This window comes from Paraburkholderia tropica (assembly GCF_014171495.1).
Taxonomy (GTDB): Bacteria; Pseudomonadota; Gammaproteobacteria; order Burkholderiales; family Burkholderiaceae; genus Paraburkholderia; species Paraburkholderia tropica.
In genome coordinates, this window is record NZ_CP049134.1 from 2,765,932 (window position 1) to 2,779,467 (window position 13,536).

Below are 13,536 nucleotides of genomic sequence, written 5' to 3' on the forward strand. Positions count from 1 at the left end.
GTGCTCGGAGAGCGGGGCGCCGCGGAACAACACAACATATGGTGTAAAGCCGTGCTTCGGGTACGAAGTATAGTGGAACTTGCCGGACGTGCAACGGCTAAATTTCACGGCGGGTGTATTGACAAAGGAGGCTCTGGCGCGAAGCCCAGACGGCGCGGGCATTCGGGCCAAACGCAAGTTTCTCCGCGCCAGAAAGTCCGTACGCGACGCAGCGGTTAGCGCATCGCCGGCACTTCCTGGTTAGTTGCGCTTTGGTGCGTCAAGACGACGCTGCGATGCCCGTGACGCCGGTAACACGTCAGGTCCGCGCGTGCAGATAGGGAAAGAACGCGTCGCCCAGTTGCGTCTCGCGCTGCAAACGCGCCCAGTCGAAATGCGGACCGGGGTCGGTCTTGCGGCCCGGCGCGATGTCCGAGTGCCCGGCGAGCGCGTCGATCGGATAGCGCGCCGCGATCGCGCGCACGAGCGGCGCGAGCGTGGCGTATTGCGCGGGTTCGAACGGCTGCGTATCGCTGCCTTCGAGTTCGATGCCGATCGAGAAGTCGTTGCAACGCTCGCGGCCGAAGAAGCTGGAGAGGCCCGCGTGCCACGCGCGCTCGTCGCACGAAACGAATTGCTCGAGCGTGCCGTTACGATGAATCACGAAATGCGCCGAGACCCGCACGCCGCGCAGATACGTATCGAAGTACGGATGCGCATCGCAATCGAGGCGATTGAGGAACAGGTCGGCGATCTCGGGGCCACCGAACGTGTCGGGCGGCAGACTGATGTTGTGCACGACGATGAGCGTCGGCGTCGCGCCGTCCGGACGCGCTTCGAAATTCGGCGACGCCAGGCGCTGCGCGCCATCGGCCCAACCTTGCGCATCGATCGAGAACACAGACGAAGCCGCAGACTGCGCGTGACGACTCATCGCGCCGCGCGGTCCTGGCCGGACTTGCGCGCGTCGTAGACACGCGCGTGTTCGGCGCTGCAGAACGACTGCGCGCCGACGTTCACCGACTCGCTGCGCGGCGCGTGCACGCCGCACTCGGCGCAACGCACCATCGGCTCGGGCAACGCACCCTGGCCGTTCGCACGCCTGGCACCCGCGGCGCCAGCGGCACCGTTCGAACCTTGCGCGCCGTTCGTGCCTTGCGTGCCGAACGGACCCGCCTGACGCGGATCGGCGCCCGTGCGTGACTGCGGCGATTGCGTCTGCGCACGGCGCAGCGCCTTGACGAACCACTGCCCGACGACGAACAGCAGAATCAGAAGAAAAATCTGTCTCATGGAATCAGTCTGGTTTCAGTGCGCCGCTCCGTGCACGACTCGCGTGCAAATCGCGTGCAATAACGGACAGGCGCGGCAACGAAAACACAACGGAACACATCGAAGCGCAGCGCTCGCGATCAAACGACCGGCCGATGCAGCAGCACCTCGAACACAAAACGGCTGCCCACATACGCGAGCAACAGCGCGACGAACGACGCGATCACCCAGCGCAGCGCCGAGCGTCCGCGCCAGCCGGAAATCTTGCGCGCGGTGAGCAGCGCGCCGAACATCAGCCACGACAGGAACGCGAACACCGTCTTGTGATCGAGCGACAGCGGACGGTCGATCAACTGCTCGCTGAACACGATGCCCGAAACGAGCGTGGCCGTGAGCAGCACGAAGCCCGCGCCGATCAGACGGAACAGCAGCTTCTCCATTGTGAGCAGCGGCGGCAGCGTCTCGATCCAGTTCGACAGCCAGCCGCCGCCTTTGTTGCCGGCGTTGCGCTGGAAGCCCGCGCCCTTGAGCGCGTGCAGACGACGCTCGACGGCGAGCATCAGCACGGCGTGCAGCGCGGCGATCGCGAACAGCCCGTAAGCGACGTTGGCGATGACGAAATGCAGCTTGAACATCGGCGCCGCGGCGTAAGGCAGCACGCGCACGCCGCCGAACACGAGCGGCAGGATGGCGGCGACGGCCGCGAGCGGCAGCAGCAACAGACGCAGGCCGTCGAGCGCGAAGAAAAAGCTCTCGATCCAGTAGATCACCGCGCCGAGCCAGAACATCGCCGACAACGCGAACGCGAAGCCGAAGATCATCTCGTGGGCGGGGAAGATCGTCATGTGCAGCAGCACGCCGTGCGCCGCGAGCGCGACGAACAGCAGCGAGCGCGACAGCGCGCCGAAGCTGCGCGGGCGCGAGCCCGGTTCGCCGGCGTCGCGTGGGCCGAGCGCGACCGGAACCGGCGGCACGCTGCCGAGGAGCGGCGGCGCGCCGGCGCGCCGCAGTGCATGCCAGTCGGCGGCACACAATCCGCCGTACAGGAGCACGGTGAGGGCATACAGTACAATATCCATGTTCGAAGTTTACTATAGGCCCCCTTTCCACGACGCAGCGTAACAAAGCGGCGACGGAACCCGGCAATTTGCCGCATTCCCGTGCCACGCGCGACGTTCGGGAGCCGCACTGCTCACCGCCTCCCCATGCTCGACAATCTTACTCAACGGATGGCGCGCGTCGTCAAGACGCTGCGCGGCGAAGCCCGGCTGACCGAAGCCAATACGCAGGACATGCTGCGCGAGGTGCGTCTCGCGCTGCTGGAAGCGGACGTGGCGCTGCCCGTCGTGCGCGAATTCATCGCCAAGGTGAAGGAAAAGGCGCTCGGCGAGGAAGTGATCAGCAGCCTGTCGCCGGGCCAGGCGCTCGTCGGCGTGGTGCAGCGCGAGCTGACCGCCGTGATCGGCGGCGACTACGAAGGCAAGGCCGCCGAGCTGAACCTGAACGTCACGCCGCCCGCCGTCATCCTCATGGCCGGCTTGCAGGGCGCGGGTAAAACCACCACGACCGGCAAGCTCGCCAAGCTGCTGCGCGAGAAGTACAAAAAGAAGGTCCTGACCGTTTCGTGCGACGTTTACCGCCCCGCTGCTATCGCGCAGCTGAAGACGGTGACGGAACAGGTCGGCGCCGACTTCTTCCCCTCGCAGCCGGATCAGAAGCCCGTCGAGATCGCTGCTGCCGCGGTCGACTGGGCCAAGCGCCATTATCACGACGTGCTGCTCGTCGACACGGCCGGCCGCCTCGGTATCGACGAGGCGATGATGAACGAGATCAGCGCGCTGCACAGCTCGCTCAAGCCCGCTGAAACGCTGTTCGTCGTCGACGCCATGCTCGGTCAGGACGCGGTCAACACCGCGAAGGCGTTCAACGACGCCCTGCCGCTCACCGGCGTCGTGCTCACCAAGCTCGACGGCGACTCGCGCGGCGGCGCGGCGCTTTCCGTGCGCCACATCACCGGCAAGCCGATCAAGTTCGTCGGCGTCGCGGAAAAGCTCGACGGTCTGGAAGTGTTCCACCCCGACCGCATGGCCAACCGTATTCTCGGCATGGGCGACATTCTCGCCCTCGTCGAGGAAGCGCAGCGCGGCGTGGACGTGCAAGCCGCGCAGAAGCTCGCCGACAAGGTCAAGAAGGGCGGCGACTTCGACCTGAACGATTTCCGTGCGCAGCTCTCGCAGATGAAGAAGATGGGCGGCCTGTCGTCGCTCATGGACAAGCTGCCCGCGCAATTCCAGCAGGCCGCGTCGGGCGCCGACATGGGCGTCGCCGAAAAGCAGATGCGCCGCATGGAAGGCATCATCAATTCGATGACCGCGCAGGAACGCGCCAAGCCGGATCTGATCAAGGCCACGCGCAAGCGCCGCATCGCTGCGGGCGCGGGCGTGCAGGTTCAGGAAGTCAATCGCCTGCTGAACCAGTACGACCAGATGCGCACCATGATGAAGAAGTTGAAGGGCGGCAATCTGCAGAAGATGATGCGCGGCATGAAGGGCATGATGCCCGGCATGCGCTGATCGAATCGACCTGATTGGCGGGCCGCGCGGCGCATTGCGCGTGCGGCCCAACACGACGCGGCGCGCGAGCTGGACATGGTAGCGCGGGTTTTTGCTGTAGCGCGCGCCGTCGTTATTTTCCACACTGAATAGCTACAGCCACTGCCCCGCCAGAGTCATGAATCGCGAAGAAGCCCTCCATATTTTCCGCCACTCCGAAGAGATCGTTTCGGAGAGCGATGTCAATGCGTCGATCGGCCGGATGGCCGAAGCCATTCGCGCCGATATCAGCGAGGACTTCCCGCTCGTGCTGTCGGTGATGGGCGGCGCGGCCGTGTTCACCGGCATGCTGCTGCCGCACCTCGACTTCCCGCTCGAATTCGACTACATCCACCTCACGCGCTACCGCAACGCCATCAAGGGCAGCGCGGAAATGCAGTGGCGCGTGGCGCCGCGCGAGTCGGTGAAGGACCGCGTCGTGATCGTGCTCGACGACATCCTCGATGAAGGCGAGACCATGGCCGCGATCCGCGACCGCATCATGGACATGGGCGCGAAGCGTTTCCTCTCGGCCGTGCTGTGCGAGAAGATCATTCCGAAGGCCAAGCCGCTGCATCCGGACTACTGCGGCTTTTCGGTGCCGGACCGCTACGTGTTCGGCTGCGGCATGGACGCCAAGGGTTACTGGCGCAATCTGCCGACGATTCGCGCGCTGACCGAAGGCGCGTAAGTCAGGCACGAGCCGATAAAAAAAGCCGCTTCGAACGAAGCGGCTTTTTTGTTTGCGTCGACGCCTGCGCGCGGCGTCAGAGGTGATGCACGAACGCGGCGATGCCCGCGAGGATCATCTCCACCGAAATCGCCACGAGCACGAGGCCCATCAGGCGCTCGAAGGCCGTCACCACGCGCTCGCCGAGCAGTTGCTGGATGCGCTCGGCGAGCACCAGCACGATCGCGCAGATCGCCATCGTCACGATCAGCGCGCCGATCCACTCGAACAGTTTGCCCGGCGCCTGCGACGTGAGCAGCATGACCGTGGCGAGCGCCGACGGTCCCGCGAGCGCGGGAATCGCAAGCGGCACGATGAGCGGCTCGCCGCCCTTGTCGCCCGCGCCGAACGGACCGCCCGGATGCGGAAAGATCATGCGCAGCGCGATCAGGAACAGCACGATGCCGCCGCCGATGCGCAGCGACGTGTCCGTGAGCCCCATCATGCGCAGGAAGCCGTTGCCGGCCACCATGAACACAAGCAGGATCACGAACGCGATCGCGACTTCGCGCAGGATCACGATCGCCCGGCGCTCCCGCGCCACACCGCGCAGACAGCCGATGAAGAGCGGAATGTTGCCGAGCGGATCGGTGATCAGCAGCAGCAGGACCGTCGCGGACAGGAAACTGTATTCCACGCTCGCGGCGCTCCTTTAGCCGAGACGAGAAACGGCGCGCATCACACTGCCAGCGCGGCGGCGATCTTCTGCGCCACCGTCTGCGCGGCTTCTTCGGCCGGCAGCAGCGTCGCTTCGGTGTCGCGGCGGCCTTGATACTCGATCTTGCCGTCCTTCAGACCACGATCGCCGATCACGAGACGATGCGGCACGCCGATCAGTTCCCAGTCGGCGAACATCACGCCCGGACGCTCGCCGCGGTCGTCGAGAATCACGTCCACGCCAGCCGCGACCAGCTCGTTGTAGACGCGCTCGGCGTGCTCGCGCACGAGTTCGCTGCGGTCCAGGCCCATCGGGCACACGACCACCTGGAACGGAGCGATCGATTCCGGCCAGATGATGCCCTTGTCGTCGAAGTTCTGCTCGATCGCGGCGCCCAGGATACGCGTGATGCCGATGCCGTAGCAGCCCATCTGCATCGGCGCGGGCTTGCCGTTTTCGGCAAGGTATGTGGCGCTCATCGCTTCCGAATACTTGGTGCCGAGCTGGAACACGTGGCCCACTTCGATGCCGCGGCAGATGTCGAGCACGCCCTTGCCGTCCGGCGACGGATCGCCCTTCTGCACATTGCGGATGTCGGCGACGACCGGCTCCGGCAGATCGCGGCCCCAGTTCACGCCCGTGGTGTGGAAGTCCACTTCGTTCGAACCCACGACGAAGTCGCTCATGTTCGCGACCGTCGAATCGGCGACCACCTTCACGGGCTTCTTCGTGTTGAGCGGACCGAGGTAGCCCGGCGGCGTGCCGAACCACTCGACGATCTCGGCTTCGGTCGCGAAGCGGAAACCCTTCAGGCCTTCGAGCTTGCCGACCTTGATCTCGTTGAGCGAGTGGTCGCCGCGCAGCATCAGCAGCCAGATGGTGGGTTCGGTGGGTTCGGCGCCTTCGTTGTCCGTGGCCAGCACGATCGACTTGATGGTGCGTTCGAGCGGGATGCCGAGCAGTTCGGCCACGGCCTCGCACTTCGCCGCGCCGGGCGTCGAGGTCTTCGTGAGCGCTTCGCTTGCCGCGCCGCGCGTGGCGATCAGCGGCAGCGCGTCGGTGGCTTCGACGTTCGCGGCGAATTCCGAGCTCGGGCAGTAGGCGATGTCGTCTTCGCCGGTTTCCGCGATCACGTGGAATTCGTGCGAGCCGCTGCCGCCGATCGAGCCGTTGTCGGCCACGACCGCGCGGAAATCGAGACCGAGGCGCGTGAAGATGCGCACGTAGGCGTCGTACATCTTCTGGTACGAGAGCTTCAGGCCGTCGACGTCCTTATCGAACGAGTACGCGTCCTTCATGATGAATTCGCGGCCGCGCATCACGCCGAAACGGGGACGGATTTCGTCGCGGAACTTCGTCTGCACCTGGTAGAAGTTCACCGGCAGCTGACGATAGCTCTTGATCTGATTGCGCGCGATGTCGGTGACGACTTCCTCGTGCGTCGGCCCCATCACGAAATCGCTCTGCTTGCGATCCTTGAAGCGCAGCAGTTCTGGCCCGTATTGTTCCCAGCGACCCGATTCCTGCCACAGCTCGGCCGGCTGCACCGCCGGCATCAGCAGTTCGATGGCGCCCGCGCGGTTCATTTCCTCGCGCACGATCTGCTCGACCTTGCGGATCGAGCGCAGACCGATCGGCAGATAGTTGTAGATGCCGCCCGCGACGCGACGGATCATGCCCGCGCGGACCATCAACTTGTGGCTGACGATTTCGGCGTCAGCCGGCGCTTCCTTCAGGGTGCCGATAAAGAAACGGGAGGCTTTCATTCAGATTTTCCAAAAGCGGCGGCCAGTGCGGACCGCCCGAAGAGAGACCAACGGTGGAGTTCAGGAAACCGCCATTATGACAACACGCCGTGCGCCGCACCGATGACGCCCGCCAGGTCCGGCGCCGATCGCGCCGCCGGGCGCTTTTGCGCATACGCGGCAAATCGGTCCGATATTCTGGCCGTCGGGTGCGTGAGGACCGTTATCTGTTTATAATCAAAGCAATTTTAAAGGATTCGAAGGTGGTTGTATGCTGGATCGTGAGGGGTTTCGCCCGAACGTCGGCATCATCCTCTTGAACGCGCGAAACGAGGTGTTTTGGGGCAAGCGGGTTCGCGAACATTCCTGGCAGTTTCCGCAAGGGGGCATCAAGTATGGTGAAACCCCCATGCAGGCAATGTTTCGGGAGTTGCACGAAGAAACCGGTTTGCATCCGGAGCACGTCAAGATCGTCGGTCGCACGCGCGACTGGTTGCGTTATGAGGTGCCGGACAAGTTCATCAAGCGCGAAGTGCGCGGCCATTATCGCGGTCAGAAACAGATCTGGTTTCTGCTGCGCATGGTCGGGCGCGACTGCGATATCTGCCTGCGGGCAACGGAGCATCCCGAGTTCGATGCGTGGCGCTGGAACGAGTACTGGGTGCCGCTCGAAGCGGTCATCGAGTTCAAGCGCGACGTCTATCAACTGGCGCTGACCGAGCTTTCGCGTTTTCTGCGGCGGCCTGCGGCGCCGCGTGTGGAACGCAGCGCCGGCTCGCACGGGCATGGGCACGAGGTGCGCTATCCGCGCATCGTGACGTCGGCGCACGCCCAGGCGGTGCAGATCGAACCCGCGTTCATCGAGGGCGAGGTGGTCGAAGTGCGCACGGTGCTGGAAAGCGACTGCGGTACGGCGGGGAGTATGATCGAGCCTGCGCCGGACGAGCACGAGTAACACGAGTCAGCCAGGTTACGTCTCGTGGCGGCGCACTGAACGCCCGGAGCGGCCTCGTCCGCGCTGCGTATGCGAATACGCGGCGCGACCTCGGCCGGTCCGCATTCGCGGCGCCGCGCATTCGTGCGCCCAGCGCCGGAGCATCGAAGGAAAACCAATTTGAAACGAATTGCTCTTGCCGCAGCGTGCGCTGCGGCCGCAAGTAGCGTCCTGCTGGCCGGTTGCGGCAGTTCCGCCCCCACCAACAAGGACGACAGCGCGTTCACGTATCTGCTCGACCGCAAAGGCACCTGGCAGGAGAACAAGGTCGAAAGCCTGCCGGCGCTGCCGCAGGCAGGCACGCAGTTGCTGCCGTTCGACGTGTCGAACAACACGCAGCTCAAATTCGCCGTCGATCCGGCCTCGCTCAGCGTGGGCAGCGACGGCGTGGTGCGCTACGCCATCGTCATCACGAGCCCGGGCGGCGCGCGCAACATCAACTACGAAGGCATTCGCTGCGACACTTACGAGTGGCGCCTCTACGCGAGCCTGAACGCCGACCACAACGGCTGGGATCAGACCGTTGCGAACGACTGGTCGCGCATCGAGAATGGCACGCTCAACGCGTATCACTCGGCGCTATATCAGGACTACTTCTGCGCGAACAAGATGCCGATCGGCAAGGCCTCGACCATCATCGAGAACATCCGCTTCGGCCGCACGCAGTCGACGCTCGTGCGCTGATCGCGCGCCTCGTCAAACGGCGGCACAAAGAAAAAGCCGCAACGGTCGACGACCGCTGCGGCTTTTTTGCGTCCTGACGTAGCCCGGCGCTCAGACCAGCACGAGATTGTCGCGATGGATCAGTTCGGGTTCGAGCATGTAGCCCAGCACGCTTTCGATCTCGGTGCTCGCATGGCGCTGGATGAGCTTGGTCTCAGCGCTGCTGTAGTTCGTGAGCCCGCGTGCGACCTCGCGGCCTTCGCCGTTCAGACACGCGATGACCTCGCCGCGCGCGAACGCACCTTGCACATCGGTCACGCCGATGGGCAGCAGGCTCTTGCCGTCGGCAGTGAGCTTCTGCGTCGCGCCGTCGTCGATCACCACATGGCCGCGCACCTGCAGGTGGTCGGCCATCCATTGCTTGCGTGCGGCCATGCGCGCAGTACGTGCGATGAGTTGCGTGCCGATCGCCTCGCCCGCGGCGAGCCGCACCAGCACCTGTTCCTCGCGACCGCTCGCGATCACCGTGTTCGCGCCGCTGTGCGCCGCGCGCTTGGCCGCCAGGATCTTGGTGAGCATGCCGCCTCGGCCGATGCTCGACCCCGCGCCGCCCGCCATCGCTTCGAGTTCGGGCTTGCCTGCGTCGGCTTCCTGCACGAGCGTGGCAGTCGGGTCCTTGCGCGGATCGGCCGTATAGAGACCGCTCTGATCGGTGAGGATGACGAGGGCGTCGCCTTCGATCAGGTTCGCCACGAGCGCGCCCAGCGTGTCGTTGTCGCCGAACTTGATTTCGTCGGTGACCACGGTGTCGTTCTCGTTGATGATCGGCACCACGCCCAGACGCAGCAGCGTGAGCAGCGTGGAACGCGCGTTCAGATAGCGCTCGCGGTCGGCGAGGTCGGCGTGCGTGAGCAGGATCTGCGCCGTGCGGATGTCGTGTTCGGAGAAACGGCTTTCGTAGACCTGCGCGAGCCCCATCTGCCCGACCGCCGCCGCTGCCTGCAGTTCGTCGATCTCACGCGGTCGCTTGCTCCAGCCGAGGCGTTGCATGCCCTCGGCAATCGCGCCCGAACTGACGAGCACGACTTCCTTGCCCTGCGCGCGCAGGGCCGCGATCTGCGCGGCCCAACGGCCGATGGCCGCATGATCGAGCCCACGGCCGTCGTTGGTGACGAGGCTCGAACCGACTTTCACTACCAGACGCCGGGAATCGGCGATGACGGAACGCATGCTGCGCGGTCTCCCAATTGACTTGATGACGCGTGAAGCAGCCGGCACGGGTTGCGCGCCGGCGTGAACTGCGATGCTGCTGATACTGCAAATATTGCGAACGACCGCGAATTACTCCTGCGGCTGCCCGGCTTCGGGCGCTCCGCCCTCGCCGCCGCGGAAGCGCACGTCGGAGGCGAGATCTTCCGCTTCCTCGGCGCGACGCGCATCCGAATGCTCGGAGACGTAGTCGTAGATCGCGTAGCAAAGATTCTCGCAGCCCTGACCCGTGAGTGCCGAAATCTCGTACACCGGGCCCTTCCACTCGAAACGCTCCACGAAGTCGGCGATGCGCGCGGCGCGCTCGTCTTCCGGCACCATGTCGAGCTTGTTGAGCACGAGCCAGCGCGGCTTGTCGTACAGCGTTTCGTCGTACTTGCGCAGTTCCTCGACGATGGCCTTCGCTTCCGCGACCGGGTCGACGCTCTCGTCGAACGGCGCCATGTCGACAAGATGCAGCAGCAGGTTCGTGCGCTGCAGATGGCGCAGGAACTGGTGACCGAGGCCCGCGCCTTCCGCCGCGCCTTCGATCAGGCCCGGAATGTCGGCAATCACGAAGCTCTTGCTCGGACCCACGCGCACCACGCCGAGGTTCGGCGCGAGCGTGGTGAAGGGGTAGTCGGCGATCTTCGGCTTCGCATTCGAGACCGAGGAAATGAACGTGGACTTGCCCGCGTTCGGCATGCCGAGCAGGCCGACGTCGGCCAGCACCTTCAGCTCGAGCTTGAGCATGCGGCGCTCGCCGGGCTTGCCGTCGGTCTTCTGACGCGGCGCGCGGTTCGTGGACGACTTGAAATGCAGGTTGCCGAGGCCGCCCGCGCCGCCCTTCGCGACCATGACGCGCTGGTCGTGCTCGGTGAGGTCGGCGATCAGCTCGCCCGTGTCCATGTCGCTGATCACCGTCCCGACCGGCATGCGCAGCGTGATGTCGTCGCCGCCCTTGCCGTAGCAGTCGGCGCCGCGGCCGTTTTCGCCGTTGCGCGCGAGGTGCTTCTTCGTATAGCGGTAGTCGATCAGCGTATTGATATTGCGGTCGCCGACGGCGTAGACGCTGCCGCCTCGCCCGCCGTCGCCGCCGTCCGGCCCGCCGAACGGGACGAACTTCTCGCGCCGCATCGACGCGCTGCCATCGCCCCCATCGCCGGCGATGACTTCGATCTTCGCTTCGTCAATGAACTTCATGCGTTACTCCGTCCCGTACTCGGTGAGTGTCGTTATTTTGCCAACGTATTGTGCGCGCCGTCGCCGTACTTGCCCACCTGGCCGAATGGCCAGTGCAAACCGACAGGCGCCGGTCACGTCCGCCATGGGCGGATTGGCGATCTGGATCGGAACCCAGATAAATCAACAGATAAACAAAAGGCCCCGCAAACTTCGCGGGGCCTTCCTTGCGTCGATTGCGAGCGGACTAGAACTTAGGCCGCTGCCGGAACGACGTTGACCGTGTGCTTGTTCGCAGCGCCCTTGGTCGTGAACGCGACGTGGCCGTCGACCAGCGCGAAGAGCGTGTGGTCCTTGCCAATGCCGACGTTCAGGCCCGGGTGCATACGCGTACCGCGCTGGCGAACGATGATGCCGCCTGCGAGGATAGCCTGGCCGCCGAACACCTTAACACCAAGTCGTTTCGACTCTGAGTCGCGGCCGTTACGTGACGACCCGCCTGCCTTTTTGTGTGCCATTTATTTGCTCCTTAACCGTCGTGCGCTTACGCGTTGATCGCGTCGATGCGCAGTTCGGTGTAGTTCTGGCGGTGGCCGCCATGCTTCTGGTAGTGCTTACGGCGACGCATCTTGAAGATGGTCACTTTTGCGTGACGACCTTGCGACACGACGGTGGCCTTGACGACAGCCCCACTGACCAGCGGCGTACCGAACTTAATCGATTCGCCTTCGCCCACTGCGAGAACCTGGTCGAGCGTGATTTCTGCGTCAATGTCAGCCGGTATCTGTTCTACTTTAAGTTTTTCGCCAACAGCAACCTTGTACTGCTTGCCGCCGGTTTTTATGACCGCGTACATTGAGAACCTCACTCTAAAATATCTTTTCAGACGCACTGCGCGCCCGAAACCCTAGATTATACATAGAGTTAGCTGCACGGTCAAAAGGTTTGACGCACGCATTGACAGGCCGCCGGAAACCCGCGTGAGCCGCTCCAGCCTTGTCTGAGCGCCGTTTGCGACAGCCGCCGGCCTGGCCCGGGCGTGCCGCCGCGCGCGGACCGAATAGAGGGAAGCATCGACGAAAGCGCGGTCAAATCCCTGGCCGGACGGCAGGGGAGCGTCCGGCATCTTGCCGATTCGCCTTATAATCCGCGGCACTACCCCTATTTGCCATCATGTCGTCCACTGCCACCCCCTCCCCCAGCGCAGCCACCCTGCTTGCCCCCATTGCCAGCGACATGGAGCAGGTAAACCGTGTCATCCGGCAGAGTCTGGCGTCCGAGGTGATGCTGATCAACCAGATCTCCGAGTACATCATCAGTGCGGGCGGCAAGCGGCTGCGTCCGGCGCTGCTGCTGCTCGTGGCCGGCGCGCTCGGCGACCGCGGTCCGCAGCGGCATACGCTCGCGGCAGTGGTCGAGTTCATCCACACGGCCACGCTGCTGCACGACGATGTAGTCGACGAATCGGACCTGCGACGCGGCCGCCAGACGGCCAATGCGCTGTTCGGCAACGCGGCGAGCGTGCTGGTTGGCGACTATCTGTATTCGCGCTCGTTCGAGATGATGGTGGGCGTGGGCAAGATGCGCGTGATGGAAATCCTCTCGCAGGCCACCACGATCATTTCCGAAGGGGAAGTACTGCAACTCCTGAACATGCATGATGCCGACGTGGACACCACGCGCTACATGCAGGTGATCCGCTACAAGACGGCGAAGCTGTTCGAAGCGGCGGCGCAACTGGGCGCGGTGCTCTCGGGCGCCGACGCGCGCACGGAAGAAGCGGCAGCGGAATATGGTCGGCGCATCGGCACGGCCTTCCAGATCATGGACGACTGGCTCGACTACACGGGCACGCCCGAATCGATGGGCAAGAACGCCGGCGACGACTTGCGCGAAGGCAAACCCACCCTGCCGCTGATCTGGCTGATCGAACACGGCACCGCGGCGGAAGCGGCACTCGCGCGCGAAGCCATCGAGCAAGGCGGCACCACGCGCTTCGACGAAATCTTCGCGGCCATCACGCGCTCGGGCGCGCTCGACCACACGCTGCAATGCGCGAAAGCAGAGGCTCAAGCAGCCGCAGATGCAATTTCGTCATTTCCCTCTTCCAATTACAAAGATAGCCTGCTAGAATTATGTTCTTACTCGACGACGCGCCAGTCTTGAACAAGACAAAGCAGCTCAGAGAGTTCTGGCAGTAAAAATTCGGGGTGTAGCTTAGCCTGGTAGAGCGCTACGTTCGGGACGTAGAGGCCGGAGGTTCGAATCCTCTCACCCCGACCAGAATTTCAAAAAAACCGCACACAACGTTGTGCGGTTTTTTTTCGTCCATACATCGTGCATGGTCGCATCGCGCCTGACTGCCGCGTCCAGCGCGGGCCGTCTTATCCCGATGGCCAACGTGGCATCCAGCGCCCGCCCCGTGCGAATTTGGCGCGCGCACCCTCTGTTATAGTTTCCCTCATCCGCTCCCC

The 13,536-nt window shown here is 64.3% G+C and carries 14 protein-coding genes and 1 tRNA gene; 6 read left to right on the top strand and 9 right to left on the bottom strand.

Going from position 1 to position 13,536, the window contains the following annotated elements; translation table 11 throughout:
- Positions 1 to 298: 298 nt before the first annotated feature.
- The 3 genes from ampD to G5S35_RS12470 all read right to left on the bottom strand — a co-directional run bounded on the left by ampD (position 299) and on the right by G5S35_RS12470 (position 2,330).
- On the bottom strand, positions 299 to 913 hold the full coding sequence (gene ampD / locus G5S35_RS12460) for a 1,6-anhydro-N-acetylmuramyl-L-alanine amidase AmpD (protein ID WP_065060399.1): 615 nt from the start codon (positions 911 to 913) through the stop codon (positions 299 to 301).
- Positions 910 to 1,272 carry a PP0621 family protein gene (locus G5S35_RS12465; RefSeq protein ID WP_183038347.1) on the bottom strand — a complete coding sequence of 121 codons (363 nt, stop codon included), beginning with the start codon at positions 1,270 to 1,272 and terminating at the stop codon, positions 910 to 912. Before G5S35_RS12465 ends, ampD begins: the two co-directional genes overlap by 4 nt.
- 119 nt (positions 1,273 to 1,391) lie before the next feature.
- Positions 1,392 to 2,330 carry a cytochrome C assembly family protein gene (locus tag G5S35_RS12470; RefSeq protein ID WP_183038348.1) on the bottom strand — a complete coding sequence of 313 codons (939 nt, stop codon included), beginning with the start codon at positions 2,328 to 2,330 and terminating at the stop codon, positions 1,392 to 1,394.
- A 126-nt stretch (positions 2,331 to 2,456) separates the two neighbouring features.
- Here G5S35_RS12470 and ffh point away from each other — a divergent pair, with 126 nt between their 5' ends.
- Together ffh and G5S35_RS12480 are read left to right on the top strand one after the other, a co-directional pair.
- On the top strand, positions 2,457 to 3,824 hold the full coding sequence (gene ffh, locus G5S35_RS12475) for a signal recognition particle protein (protein ID WP_065060402.1): 1,368 nt from the start codon (positions 2,457 to 2,459) through the stop codon (positions 3,822 to 3,824).
- Positions 3,825 to 3,981: 157 nt separating this feature from the next.
- Positions 3,982 to 4,533, top strand: a complete 552-nt coding sequence (locus G5S35_RS12480) for a hypoxanthine-guanine phosphoribosyltransferase (protein ID WP_065060403.1) — start codon at positions 3,982 to 3,984, stop codon at positions 4,531 to 4,533.
- Positions 4,534 to 4,609: 76 nt separating this feature from the next.
- Here the strand turns inward: G5S35_RS12480 and G5S35_RS12485 are convergent, their stop codons facing one another.
- Together G5S35_RS12485 and G5S35_RS12490 are read right to left on the bottom strand one after the other, a co-directional pair.
- Complete coding sequence (locus tag G5S35_RS12485) at positions 4,610 to 5,209, bottom strand: MarC family protein (protein WP_065060404.1); 600 nt, start codon at positions 5,207 to 5,209, stop codon at positions 4,610 to 4,612.
- A 41-nt stretch (positions 5,210 to 5,250) separates the two neighbouring features.
- The gene (locus G5S35_RS12490; protein ID WP_065060405.1) at positions 5,251 to 6,996 is read right to left on the bottom strand and encodes a proline--tRNA ligase; all 1,746 of its coding nucleotides are present in this window, start codon (positions 6,994 to 6,996) and stop codon (positions 5,251 to 5,253) included.
- A gap of 250 nt (positions 6,997 to 7,246) precedes the next feature.
- Between G5S35_RS12490 and G5S35_RS12495 the strand changes: the two genes are divergently transcribed.
- Together G5S35_RS12495 and G5S35_RS12500 are read left to right on the top strand one after the other, a co-directional pair.
- Complete coding sequence (locus tag G5S35_RS12495; protein WP_065060406.1) at positions 7,247 to 7,930, top strand: RNA pyrophosphohydrolase; 684 nt, start codon at positions 7,247 to 7,249, stop codon at positions 7,928 to 7,930.
- A 159-nt stretch (positions 7,931 to 8,089) separates the two neighbouring features.
- Entirely contained in the window at positions 8,090 to 8,653 is a 564-nt protein-coding gene (locus tag G5S35_RS12500) for a CNP1-like family protein (protein ID WP_065060407.1), read from the top strand.
- Positions 8,654 to 8,743: 90 nt separating this feature from the next.
- Here the strand turns inward: G5S35_RS12500 and proB are convergent, their stop codons facing one another.
- The 4 genes from proB to rplU form a co-directional block, all read right to left on the bottom strand.
- Complete coding sequence (proB, locus tag G5S35_RS12505) at positions 8,744 to 9,862, bottom strand: glutamate 5-kinase (RefSeq protein WP_065060408.1); 1,119 nt, start codon at positions 9,860 to 9,862, stop codon at positions 8,744 to 8,746.
- A gap of 111 nt (positions 9,863 to 9,973) precedes the next feature.
- Positions 9,974 to 11,083, bottom strand: coding sequence for an Obg family GTPase CgtA (gene cgtA / locus G5S35_RS12510; protein WP_065060409.1), 1,110 nt, complete (start codon positions 11,081 to 11,083; stop codon positions 9,974 to 9,976).
- Positions 11,084 to 11,316: 233 nt separating this feature from the next.
- Positions 11,317 to 11,580 (bottom strand): 50S ribosomal protein L27, encoded by a 264-nt coding sequence (gene rpmA, locus G5S35_RS12515; RefSeq protein WP_065060410.1) that lies wholly within the window; start codon positions 11,578 to 11,580, stop codon positions 11,317 to 11,319.
- A gap of 26 nt (positions 11,581 to 11,606) precedes the next feature.
- Complete coding sequence (rplU, locus tag G5S35_RS12520; protein ID WP_065060411.1) at positions 11,607 to 11,918, bottom strand: 50S ribosomal protein L21; 312 nt, start codon at positions 11,916 to 11,918, stop codon at positions 11,607 to 11,609.
- 317 nt (positions 11,919 to 12,235) lie between these two features.
- Between rplU and G5S35_RS12525 the strand changes: the two genes are divergently transcribed.
- Complete coding sequence (locus tag G5S35_RS12525) at positions 12,236 to 13,228, top strand: polyprenyl synthetase family protein (RefSeq protein ID WP_065060412.1); 993 nt, start codon at positions 12,236 to 12,238, stop codon at positions 13,226 to 13,228.
- A 40-nt stretch (positions 13,229 to 13,268) separates the two neighbouring features.
- Positions 13,269 to 13,345, top strand: a tRNA-Pro gene (locus G5S35_RS12530).
- The last annotated feature ends 191 nt before the right edge of the window (positions 13,346 to 13,536 follow it).

What these genes read in the sequence shown, in the direction of transcription:
- ampD (WP_065060399.1), bottom strand. Translation starts at nt 913, where the DNA reads ATGAGTCGTCACGCGCAGTCTGCGGCTTCGTCTGTGTTCTCGATCGAT.
- G5S35_RS12465 (WP_183038347.1), bottom strand. Translation starts at nt 1,272, where the DNA reads ATGAGACAGATTTTTCTTCTGATTCTGCTGTTCGTCGTCGGGCAGTGG.
- G5S35_RS12470 (WP_183038348.1), bottom strand. Translation starts at nt 2,330, where the DNA reads ATGGATATTGTACTGTATGCCCTCACCGTGCTCCTGTACGGCGGATTG.
- ffh (WP_065060402.1), top strand. Translation starts at nt 2,457, where the DNA reads ATGCTCGACAATCTTACTCAACGGATGGCGCGCGTCGTCAAGACGCTG.
- G5S35_RS12480 (WP_065060403.1), top strand. Translation starts at nt 3,982, where the DNA reads ATGAATCGCGAAGAAGCCCTCCATATTTTCCGCCACTCCGAAGAGATC.
- G5S35_RS12490 (WP_065060405.1), bottom strand. Translation starts at nt 6,996, where the DNA reads ATGAAAGCCTCCCGTTTCTTTATCGGCACCCTGAAGGAAGCGCCGGCT.
- G5S35_RS12495 (WP_065060406.1), top strand. Translation starts at nt 7,247, where the DNA reads ATGCTGGATCGTGAGGGGTTTCGCCCGAACGTCGGCATCATCCTCTTG.
- proB (WP_065060408.1), bottom strand. Translation starts at nt 9,862, where the DNA reads ATGCGTTCCGTCATCGCCGATTCCCGGCGTCTGGTAGTGAAAGTCGGT.
- cgtA (WP_065060409.1), bottom strand. Translation starts at nt 11,083, where the DNA reads ATGAAGTTCATTGACGAAGCGAAGATCGAAGTCATCGCCGGCGATGGG.
- rpmA (WP_065060410.1), bottom strand. Translation starts at nt 11,580, where the DNA reads ATGGCACACAAAAAGGCAGGCGGGTCGTCACGTAACGGCCGCGACTCA.
- rplU (WP_065060411.1), bottom strand. Translation starts at nt 11,918, where the DNA reads ATGTACGCGGTCATAAAAACCGGCGGCAAGCAGTACAAGGTTGCTGTT.
- G5S35_RS12525 (WP_065060412.1), top strand. Translation starts at nt 12,236, where the DNA reads ATGTCGTCCACTGCCACCCCCTCCCCCAGCGCAGCCACCCTGCTTGCC.